Below are 10,447 nucleotides of genomic sequence, written 5' to 3'. Positions count from 1 at the left end.
ATGTTCTATAGTCTCGTGGGCTCGGAGATGTGTATAAGACACAGTCATCATGCAACCCCGGTGCTATAGGCATCAGGAAGAAAAGGTTTTCGCCCCCCTCGGGCGCTGCGTTGCTATCTGTTTTTGAGGTACAGCAAACATAAAACAGCGGATTGGTAGGCCACACTGGTGTGGTATATATCTCTTTGGCATGCAGCTCAAAATCTTCATCAAAAAATAAATTGTGATGTTTGATACCCACCACTTTTCTATCGGTGCCAATATAAAATAACAGGCTTGATGGCGACATCGTTCGGCTATCCCAATATTGCGCTGTATAGTTTTGGTGCTGCTTATCTAACAAGTGTTGATCAACGTGCTCATAATCGGCGCCGGCTATCACAAAATCCGCATAAAAAACACCTTTATTGGTTTGTACACTATTTACCTGCTTATTTTCAACATCAAGTTTGGTTACTTCAGTATCCAGCTTTATTTCCACGCCAAGTTCTTCTGCAAGGCTTACCATGGCTTTTACAATTTCGTTCATGCCACCCTGGGGGTACCAGGTGCCCAGGGCAAGGTCGGCATAGTTCATCATGCTGTACATGGCCGGTGTATTTTGTGGAGTAGCGCCAAGAAACAGCACCGGGAACTCCAATAGCTTTATCAGCTTAGGACTTTTAAAATATTTGCGCACATGCCTGCTCATACTACCCAGCAACTGCAGACTGAAACTTTTTTTGATAAGATTAAAATCGATAAATTCGGTTATGGAATGCGAAGGGCGAAATACATATTCGCCCATGCCAACTTTGTATTTGTAGGCGGCCTGTTTTAAAAATTCCTTTAACCCTGTGCTGCTGCCGGGCTCTGTTTGTTCAAAAAGGGCTTCCAACTCTTCCATCTCAGCAGGCACATCCATAATATCATCCTTGCCAAAATAAACACGGTAGCCCGGATCTAAGCGCTCCAACTGGTAATAATCGGATGTTTTTTTGCCAAACAGCGCGAAAAAGTTTTCGATTACATCGGGCATCCAATACCAGCTGGGGCCCATATCAAACTTAAAGCCATCCTGCTCCCAAACCCCTGCCCTGCCGCCCGGCTGGTTATTCTTTTCAAGTATGGTAACCTTAAACCCCTCTTTAGCCAAAACGCAGGCAGCTGACAAGCCGGCAAAACCCGCTCCTATAACGATGATGTGCTTATTATTGTTCATTTGTAGTGGTTCCTGTTGCCAGGTTCGCGTTTGCTGTAACCGCCCTAATCCCGCCCCTCGTAACACGCACCCCGAACCCAATCTTCGTGTAAGGTAAATTGTTTTGTGCGGATAAAAAACAATACGGATGCGATTTTGTATTTTTGAACACAACGGCATTGCAAATGATGAAACTGTACGATGAGACCTGTTTTGAATGCAGTAAGTTAATCACCCAAAAATACAGCACTTCTTTCAGTTTGGGGATAAGGGCATTTGATAAGTGTTTCCGTTATCCTATTTATGCCATTTATGGTTTTGTAAGATATGCCGACGAGATTGTGGATACCTTTCATGAACATAATAAATTGCAGCTCATCAGTGATTTTCGCAAGGAAACTTTTAAGGCAATTGAAGATGGCATCAGCCTTAACCCGGTTATTCATTCTTTTCAACAGGTGATTACCAGGTATGCTATCGACCACCACCTGATAGATGCTTTTTTACGCTCGATGGAAATGGACCTCGACCAAAAACAGTATGATTGCGAAAAGTATAACACTTATATTTATGGGTCGGCGGAGGCAATTGGGTTGATGTGCCTGCGGGTTTTTACTAATAATGACGATGGCCTTTACCATGTGCTGTTGCCCCAGGCCCGAAGCCTGGGTGCGGCTTTTCAAAAGGTAAATTTCTTACGCGACATAAGGTCGGATTTTAAAGAGCGTGGCCGAACCTATTTCCCAGGTGTTGATTTTAATAATTTTACCGAGCAGGATAAAATAGGCATCCAGGAAGACATTCAGAAGGATTTCAACGAGGCCTTTAAGGGTATACAACGGTTACCCAACGGTACTCGGCTGGGTGTTTATATTGCCTATGTATACTACCTGCAATTGTTTAAAAAAATAAGCTATACACCGGCAAATGTTATCCTTCAAAAAAGAATCCGTATTTCTGATACCCGCAAAATAGGATTATACGTTAAAGCTGTATTGCAACAAAAACTAAATGTGATTTGATGAAGCAACGTGTATTTTTTTTAGTCCCGTTTTTTTTATTGCTGATTGCACAAAACGTAAAGGCTGATGACCTCAATCTAAAAAACATACGCAAGCAGTTGGTAATAGCTATAGATAACAGCAAAACCACCGATTCATTGTACAAAAACCTGACCGCTATAAAGAACCCTACAGGACTGGTTTGCGGTTACAAAGGGACTTTGCTGGCATTAAAAGCCAAACATTCCTGGAACCCCTACCTTAAGTTCAAGTATTTAAATAACGCTGAAACCACTCTTAAAGCAGCTGTAAATGCCGATCCGCATAATATAGAGATCCGGTTTATGCGTTTTTCTATTGAGCATAATGTACCCGGTTTTTTAGGTTTTAATAAAGATCTGGCTGCCGACAGGGAAGATATTATTGCCCAGTTAGATAAAAAAAATTATGGCACTGCCGATAAGGAGCTTACCGTTGCCATAATTAAATTTCTGATCCAATCCAAACGTTGCACACAAGCTCAAAATGATGACCTGAATAAACATTTAGCCGAATTAAAGTGAAATACACTTACCTGCTTATAAACCTACTTACGGTGTTTTTTCCGGTTGTTTTATCGTTTGATAAAAAAGTACATTTTTACAAAAGCTGGCAATTCACCTGGCCGGGGATGCTGATAACAGGTCTGTTCTTTTTGTTTTGGGATGTATTGTTCACCCAGAAAGGGGTATGGGCTTTCAATTCGCATTACATCATTGGCATAACCTTTTGGGGATTACCATTGGAGGAAGTCTTGTTTTTTTTAACAGTGCCATTCGCATGCCTTTTTATATATGCCTGTTTAAACTATTACACCAGGTGGAGTATAAATACCCCGTTAACCCGTATAATCAATAGTTTATTAGTTATGTTATGTATATCCGGGCTAATATTTTATTATGACAGGATTTATACAGCAATTACTTTGGGGCTATTATTGGTATTGATGTTGATATTACAATACGCTATCAAGGTAAATTGGCTTAACAGCTTCTATATTGCTTATATAGTTGCACTTATCCCGTTTTATATTGTAAATGGTTTTTTAACCTCAATACCGATAGTAATTTACAATAATAACGAGAATTTAGGCATAAGGGCTGGGACGATCCCTGTGGAAGATCATTTTTATTTAATGGCCCTGCTGTTGATGAACATCGGCTTTTTTGAATATTTTAAGGCTAAAAACAAAACTAATGACTCACTTGCCTGAATATACCCGGTCACAACTTGCTCTTCGTAACGGGCAGGATAAGCCGCAGATCTGGGTGGCCTATAAAGGCATTATATACGATGTAACCGAAAGCCGCCTATGGAGAAACGGCAAACACTATGAGCATTGGGCCGGTCAGGATTTAACACCTGAACTTGTGGATGCTCCGCATACAGAAACGGTGTTTGAAAAATTTGAGAAAGTAGGAAAACTTAAATAGCCCCGAAATAGAAAACCTACGAAGTTTTGGAAACTTCGTAGGTTTCAAAATATATGCAAATCTGCAAATCAAAAACCCTCTCCATTAGAGCTGGCTGCATGAGGTTCTTATAACTCAAACTTTGCCAGGCTTATGAACTCCTGTATACGGGCTGCAATTTCCCGTTGCGATAAATTTCTTAATCTTTCGGAGCCAAATTTTTCAACACAGAATGAGGCCAGTGCCGAGCCAAAGATGATCCCGTTTTTGATGTTATTAAAGCTCACTGTGCCCACTTTGGCCATATAGCCAATAAATCCCCCGGCAAAGGTGTCGCCCGCGCCTGTAGGATCAAACACTTCGGCCAGTGGCAGGGCGGGTGCGCTGAATATTTTATCCTCGTGAAAAAGGAGGGCGCCATGCTCGCCTTTTTTAATGATGAGATATGTAGGTCCCATGGTTAATATTTTGCGGGCCGCCTTAACCAATGAGAATTCGCCTGATAGCTGGCGAGCCTCGGCATCATTAATAGTTAAAATATCAACCATGCTGATAGTTTTTAAAAGCTCATCGAGTGCAATGTCCATCCAAAAGTTCATGGTATCCATTACAATGAGTTTGGGGCGGTTGGTTAACCGGTTTATAACACTTTGTTGTACCTGTGGCGATAAGTTACCCAGCATCAGGAACTCGCAATCCTGGTATGAATCGGGAATGATAGGGTCAAAATCGGCCAAAACATTCAGTTCGGTAACCAGCGTATCCCTGCTATTCATATCATTATGGTACTTGCCGCTCCAAAAAAATGATTTTTCGCCTTCTTTAATTTGCAGCCCCTCAGTATCTACATTGTGTTTATTAAGGTCTTCGATTTCGCTTTTCGGAAAGTCATCACCTACCACAGCAACTATATTTATATCATCGTAAAAGTAAGATGCGCCCAAACTTGCAAAGGTGGCCGACCCGCCAACGATTTTTTCTGTCTTCCCAAAGGGTGTTTCAATAGCGTCAAATGCCACAGTACCAATAACTAACAAACTCATGTAAAATATTTTTAATTTTTTTTGTCGCAAATATTGTGAAATTACCGCAGAAATTATACTTTTGCACCACTCCAAACGGAAAATAGTCCTGAGTAGCTCAGCTGGTTAGAGCATCTGACTGTTAATCAGAGGGTCGCTGGTTCGAGCCCAGCCTCAGGAGCCTCAAAATCAATGATTTAACCCCACTCTGGCGAGTGGGGTTTTTTGTTTCTCACACATTTCTCACACATTTTTGAATTATTTGCACTTCGCGGTAGACAAGTAATTTTTATTTGTTACAATTTTTCATAGTATTTATAGTCTGAAATTAACGATTTGGTGCACCTTGGGAATCGGCAATGGTCATTAGATTAAGTGTAATTGAGTTTTTTTGTGAAATTTGCGAACTCACAATTGGGGTACTTATAATTCTCAAATCCAGACAGCGAAGATGAGTCCGAGTAATTTTAATTTAACATTGTCGTTTACAACAACTTTATTTGTGCCTTTGTAGAAAGTGGATTTATTCAAAGAGAAAGAGAGCCTTCACAATTTAGCAGCGTTTTTCGGGGCGTGCTAATTTTTGATTGCGGTTAAATTCCCTTATATCCAATATTTACGATAGCAATATTAAATGTGATACAACTTAATTTCATTATTCTTCTCCATATTCTTTAAAAATATCAGACTGATTTTTTAAAGCATTCAAAATATAAGCAGTTAATGGATGAGTAATAAATCCTTCCAATTTAGTCTTGAAATTCTCAAAACCAACGTTTGTTTCAATCTGATTGTTTTTGGGGTCAAACGCAAACAATGTCATTGTAACCGGATATGGTTTTTCTATTGACAGCTGCTTTACTTCAAATAGCCGATGGCTGTAATTTCTTAACTCAGGAACAATTACATAGAAAGACCATAACAATAAACCTTCTGCTTCTACAGTTTGCACAATATCTCCCCAAAACAAATCGTTCGTGTCTTCTTTTAATCTTCTTCCATATTCCAGCAATATTTCATATGGACTCTTAATAGGATTAGGTTGTGAAGCAAGCTTCCATATTTTATCGCTCATAATTAGTTAGTTTTGATAGTAAACATTACTGGTAAATGATCAGAAAATCCAGAAGTAAGCACAGAAAGGATGTTTGATACTTTGGTATAATCCACTAAATTTTTACCGTTTATTGAAGTTAAAATTTTTAATGATTCTAAGTTTAAGGTATCCATCATTGGAGTACTTAATAATACTCCATCCAATAAATTCCAATGAAATATGCTTTTCCTATCAGAATGTCGAAAAAATGAACCAGGTACCTTTAAATTATTTCCATTATAATTGTGATCACCTAAAAGGTTCCACATTGGATTATAGTAGAATGGGTAATCCACTGACAGATGTCTTTTAGTTTTCAGAGCTTTTATCAACTGCCTGTCATTTAATGAATTGAATATAAATGTGCTTTGCAGGTCGATATCGAAGGGATGGTGGTTTAAGTCACCGATTACAATTGTGTTTTTTGTTTTTGACAATGCTTCGAATTGCGTGATTAGGGATGCTGTTGTTAGATTGAGTTCAAATTGGTCAGCGTCATCACTTCCTGTCTTGCTATATAGGTGAACACCAACCAAATTGAAATCATAGCCATTGGGGGTAGTTAATTTTATACATCTAAGTTTATTAGACAGATTAGATGTCGGCATATCTCTTGCTAGGGTTGTCTTTCTCTTTAAGAATATTCTGACGTATTTTCTATCTGGATGTTTTAAAAATTCTGGTATTTCGAAGTAATCAGTCAACTCTTTGATAGGGTGCTCTTTATAACATTCCTGTAATATTAAAACATCGGTTTTGCATTTCACCAATTCCGAATTTAAATCACTAAAGAAATTAGCGTCCTTGTTGTTTTTGATATTCCAGGTAAAAAAACTTACGTCCATGTTAAGATTAAGTGGCGGCTAAAGTCAAAATAAGATGACTGAATCAAAAATATGTATTTTTCTCTACTTGCAACCTAAGGAACCGTACCGAGCTGCAAAAGTTCAGTATAATATGCTGATGAACTTATGTACCACATTACCGCTCGCGAACAAGTTTATTAGTTTTGGATTAACATTGTAATATGATGATCTTCCCGAATCTGCACAGCTCGAAAACAAAAGCTATATTATTTAATTTTATAGCTGAGGAAATGTCAACTTATGCAGCATTTAAAAGAATTTCTAACCCGCATCCAAACTTTTGACCTGCGTATTGTCGAAGATAATATTCAAATGGATTCCGGCACGAATGAAAAGAAGCGTGTTAAAACCTATGATTTAACCTACCAAACCCAATACTATGATTCGTTTTCTTACAGGAGCGAACTAAGGGTGTTAAAGGATATGGCTTTCATTGATCTGATAGCGTTGGATAAAGAGCGTATYAAACTTCAACTTATTGAATTATCTAAAGTTCGCAGCCGGTTTAAAGATTTTTGGGGGAATTACAATCAGCACTATTCGGAAATGAAGATGGTTTACGACCGCTCTTTTATATTTTCAGTCCGTTTGGAATATTTGTTTATTGTGAATAATCTGCTATCTGATAGTGCTGATGTCGAAGTGACCTCCAAATTTGCTGAAGACTTGGGCGATTCTGTTAAGTTACGCGAGAAGTTTTTGATGGAACTAATCTATGCTGCTGAAAATTCGATCAAAGAACACCTTTCATTTGAAGATTTTCAAAAATCACTTCATGGTAAAAAGCAAGAAGCTATTCAGGCTGATGGGCCGACAGAACCAAAAATAAGTAAAGCACCGGAAGCGGTGTTTGAAAATGAACCACCCACTAAATCAATAGATCGCTACCCGACTTTTAAACCGGGTATTGCTTCGCAATTGCTCGACTTATTAAGAGAGTATTTCGTTTCCGCAGATCACCCCAAACTTGAGGGGCTTTTATTATCAGATGAGGCACCCGACAGACCGCTTGTGTTTCGTGGTTTTGGTAATCAGTTGGCCGATGTATTCAAGCAGTTATTTGATGCCCGGCTTATCGTAGGTTGCCAGATGGCAGACCTGGAGCGATGGATCGCTCCTAAATTTAACTATCTTTCTAATCACGCCGAAGCAAGGGAATTAACAGAGGGCTATCTCAACGGTCTAATGTCTACCAAAACCCGACCCTGCAAATCCCCTATCCTAAAAATTGAACAAAAGGACGATAAATTTTATATCCTACCAACACCTCGCAACAAAAGATAACAAAGAAATGAGTGGGTTGCAGTGAGGTTACAGTTTACCCTCTTGTAACCCAGCAAAACAAGCCGCTAAAATTGCAGCATTAAACAAATAATGCGCAATGGAAACACTAACATTTGACCAATTACCGCAAGCGGTAAGCAAACTTCAGGATAAGCTTGAAAGCATTGAACAGCTTTTACTTCACCAGCATGAGCAGCCACCCGAACACGAAGAACTCCTGACCATTTCTAACGCTGCCAAATTTCTAAATCTGTCCGTACCTACAATTTACAGCAAAGTATGCCGTAAAGAAATCCCCGTGAATAAGCGCGGTAAACGGCTGTATTTCTATCGATCGGAATTGACGGAATGGATTAAGTCTGGCCGGAAGAAGACAGCGGACGAAATCAGAGAAGAGGCGGTACAGCAGTTGACCGCCTCTCGAAAAAGGCCAAAAACTTATTAAGCAAATAAGCATTTCGGGCTTTAGCCCGAAATCTAAAATCAAACCAAATGGAAAAGTCGCAAGTCCCGGATACAAAGTATCCGGGTAACACGAGGGGCATTAGCCCCAAAGTGGAGCCAGCTATGTTTCGGCCCTGCCGAAACTCGCTGGCCCCCGCTCATGCTATCGCATTCGGGGGGATTTTTTGAGAGAATTTAAGCTTATGGAAGACTTAATCAAAAAGAGAAGTAGAACGGTTGGCAATGAAAAAAAGGCCAGAATCAACAAGGGTGGACGCCCTAAGTTGACGCATAAAAAAAGCGAAGCTTTAAGTGTTATGTGCAACCTTTTGGAGAAAAAGATCATTCAGGCAAATGCCCGGAATGTAGGAAAAACAGTGTCCGTATTTCTTCGTGATCTTGGTTTACACAACCGGGCGGTGATCAGGGTACGAACGCTACCGAGGTCAGTGCTGCAATTGACCGGGACATTGAATCATATTGCTGCCAATATTAACCAGCTTGCTAAAAAGCGTAACCAGGGAAACGATCTCAATGGGATGGAAAGAGCCTTGCTTAACCAAGAGATCAGGAGCCTACAAACGTTGGTTAAGGACATTAAAAACGCTATATCATGATTGGTAAAATAGGAACTGGTAAAAGTTTTCGAGGGTGTCTTAACTATCTTTTTGAGGGGCGTTTGCAACAAACTAAGGCGATGCAGTTACAGGAAATGGAAAAGAAACAGGCAGAGGTGATTGCCTATAGTCAATGCTTCGGCGATAAGCGGCAACTGATCCGTGATTTTATTGAAGTGAGTAAGCTTAACCCAAATGTCAGCAAGCCCGTGTTCCATTTAGCTGTCAGTTTCGCACATGGTGATGCGGGCAAATTAAATCCACAGGACAAAGTTGACATGGCTGAAAAGCTGGCTAAAGAGTTTATGTTTCATAATAACCAGTACGTAGTGATTGAACATAGTGACCGGCAACACCAGCACCTGCATATTGTCGCCAACCGTATCGGTTATGATGGCAAAACAGCCAGTGACAGCAATAGCTATAAACGCATGGCAGAGTACTGCCGAAAGATGGAACTGGAATATAAACTAACCAAAGTATTAAGCCCAAATAGATTCTTAAGACCCGAACAAAGAGTATCACAAGAGAAGAGGGTTGACCAGCGGAAGGAGGCTTTAAAAAATCATTTATTCCAGGCTATTAAACAATGTAAAGATGTATCAGCATTAAAAAAGTACATGGAAAAGCAAGGCTACTCCGTAGAGCTTGGGCGAGGTATTGTATTTACAGATCAACAACAAGTCCGTTTCAAAGGCAGTCAGGTGGGTTATGCTTTAATGGATATTGAAAAGAAGCTTAAACAGGAACAGTTATTAAAACAACAGCAAATGCAGCAGCAACGACTACAGGAGCAAAAGCAACAGGAAGAATTAATTAAACAACAGGAACAAAAACTTAACTATTCGAAAGGGATTTCCATATGAAAACACAGGAAGAAACACCAATGGATGAAATAACGCTAACAGAGATGCTTAAAGAGATTTTTTTGCACAACAAACAGATGCAGGACGTTATGAGTATGCAAAAAGAAAAGCTTGATGAAAAAGATCGGTTTATTGAAGCCAGTAAAAAGCAAACTGAAAGATTAATCAACAGTTTTGAAACTAAGTTTGGCAATATACAGGTCCAGGCACCAAAACCAGATCTTTCAGTGGTTAACCAAACATTAGCCAGTAGTTTGTTAACCATCAATCAAACTATTGAAAAGGGGCCTAAGCCGGTTACTAAGCAAATAAGGTTTCAAATATTCCCGGAGCAAATGAGAAGCCCCGAATATTACAAAATAATGGTATGGGGCATATTGGGTTTTGTTTTTTTGATTATGGTTTATTTGTTGTTGAATAAACTTATCAAATAGATCAGTACGTAAACAAGCAGTCATTAAGCGGCTGCTTGTTTGTCGATCAATCTCTAAATAGTTATTGTTTATTAAAAATAACTACCTATATTTACTTTTAATGTAACGATAAGACCCATTTTTTAGGTCTTATAATGACACTCGAAGTAATGGCACATAGCGTTTACATATCATCCAACTTAACAC

13 protein-coding genes and 1 tRNA gene are annotated in these 10,447 nt (G+C 39.4%); 10 read left to right on the top strand and 4 right to left on the bottom strand.

Annotated elements, in window-relative coordinates; all coding sequences use genetic code 11:
* Positions 1–1,201 (bottom strand): phytoene desaturase family protein (locus AC1DQW_RS26800; protein WP_477456857.1); only part of this gene is annotated, 1,201 nt, incomplete at its 3' end.
* A 164-nt stretch (positions 1,202–1,365) separates the two neighbouring features.
* Between AC1DQW_RS26800 and AC1DQW_RS26795 the strand changes: the two genes are divergently transcribed.
* Genes AC1DQW_RS26795 through AC1DQW_RS26780 form a run of 4 tightly spaced genes read left to right on the top strand, consistent with a single transcriptional unit; the run spans position 1,366 to position 3,653 of the window.
* A complete protein-coding gene (locus tag AC1DQW_RS26795; RefSeq protein ID WP_477456856.1) occupies positions 1,366–2,202 on the top strand; it encodes a phytoene/squalene synthase family protein in 837 nt (278 codons plus the stop codon).
* Complete coding sequence (locus tag AC1DQW_RS26790; protein WP_477456855.1) at positions 2,202–2,744, top strand: hypothetical protein; 543 nt, start codon at positions 2,202–2,204, stop codon at positions 2,742–2,744. Before AC1DQW_RS26795 ends, AC1DQW_RS26790 begins: the two co-directional genes overlap by 1 nt.
* Positions 2,741–3,433, top strand: a complete 693-nt coding sequence (locus AC1DQW_RS26785; RefSeq protein WP_477456854.1) for a lycopene cyclase domain-containing protein — start codon at positions 2,741–2,743, stop codon at positions 3,431–3,433. The genes AC1DQW_RS26790 and AC1DQW_RS26785 overlap by 4 nt, the downstream gene beginning before the upstream one ends.
* Positions 3,417–3,653 carry a cytochrome b5 domain-containing protein gene (locus tag AC1DQW_RS26780; RefSeq protein WP_477456853.1) on the top strand — a complete coding sequence of 79 codons (237 nt, stop codon included), beginning with the start codon at positions 3,417–3,419 and terminating at the stop codon, positions 3,651–3,653. The genes AC1DQW_RS26785 and AC1DQW_RS26780 overlap by 17 nt, the downstream gene beginning before the upstream one ends.
* Positions 3,654–3,760: 107 nt before the next feature.
* Here AC1DQW_RS26780 and AC1DQW_RS26775 read toward each other — a convergent pair whose 3' ends face one another.
* The gene (locus AC1DQW_RS26775) at positions 3,761–4,675 is read right to left on the bottom strand and encodes a PfkB family carbohydrate kinase (protein ID WP_477456852.1); all 915 of its coding nucleotides are present in this window, start codon (positions 4,673–4,675) and stop codon (positions 3,761–3,763) included.
* 86 nt (positions 4,676–4,761) lie between these two features.
* Between AC1DQW_RS26775 and AC1DQW_RS26770 the strand changes: the two genes are divergently transcribed.
* A tRNA-Asn gene (locus AC1DQW_RS26770) sits at positions 4,762–4,835 on the top strand.
* Positions 4,836–5,309: 474 nt separating this feature from the next.
* Here the strand turns inward: AC1DQW_RS26770 and AC1DQW_RS26765 are convergent.
* Both AC1DQW_RS26765 and AC1DQW_RS26760 read right to left on the bottom strand, forming a co-directional pair.
* Entirely contained in the window at positions 5,310–5,729 is a 420-nt protein-coding gene (locus AC1DQW_RS26765; protein ID WP_477456851.1) for a hypothetical protein, read from the bottom strand.
* A gap of 2 nt (positions 5,730–5,731) precedes the next feature.
* Positions 5,732–6,595, bottom strand: a complete 864-nt coding sequence (locus tag AC1DQW_RS26760) for an endonuclease/exonuclease/phosphatase family protein (RefSeq protein WP_477456850.1) — start codon at positions 6,593–6,595, stop codon at positions 5,732–5,734.
* A 261-nt stretch (positions 6,596–6,856) separates the two neighbouring features.
* On the opposite strand from AC1DQW_RS26760, the gene AC1DQW_RS26755 reads away from it, so the two are divergent.
* From AC1DQW_RS26755 to AC1DQW_RS26735, 5 genes are all read left to right on the top strand, one after another.
* Entirely contained in the window at positions 6,857–7,900 is a 1,044-nt protein-coding gene (locus AC1DQW_RS26755; RefSeq protein WP_477456849.1) for a hypothetical protein, read from the top strand.
* Between the two features lie 97 nt (positions 7,901–7,997).
* Positions 7,998–8,345: a helix-turn-helix domain-containing protein gene (locus AC1DQW_RS26750; RefSeq protein WP_477456848.1), complete on the top strand. Its 348-nt coding sequence runs from the start codon at positions 7,998–8,000 to the stop codon at positions 8,343–8,345.
* Positions 8,346–8,547: 202 nt separating this feature from the next.
* Positions 8,548–8,961 (top strand): plasmid mobilization protein, encoded by a 414-nt coding sequence (locus AC1DQW_RS26745; RefSeq protein WP_477456847.1) that lies wholly within the window; start codon positions 8,548–8,550, stop codon positions 8,959–8,961.
* Complete coding sequence (locus tag AC1DQW_RS26740) at positions 8,958–9,827, top strand: relaxase/mobilization nuclease domain-containing protein (RefSeq protein WP_477456846.1); 870 nt, start codon at positions 8,958–8,960, stop codon at positions 9,825–9,827. The genes AC1DQW_RS26745 and AC1DQW_RS26740 overlap by 4 nt, the downstream gene beginning before the upstream one ends.
* Entirely contained in the window at positions 9,824–10,261 is a 438-nt protein-coding gene (locus AC1DQW_RS26735) for a hypothetical protein (RefSeq protein ID WP_477456845.1), read from the top strand. The genes AC1DQW_RS26740 and AC1DQW_RS26735 overlap by 4 nt, the downstream gene beginning before the upstream one ends.
* The last annotated feature ends 186 nt before the right edge of the window (positions 10,262–10,447 follow it).

It is taken from the genome of Mucilaginibacter sp. P5_A4, from assembly GCF_056400605.1.
Note: the sequence above shows the minus strand (reverse complement) of the source record. Positions and strands in the feature narration are given on the sequence as shown.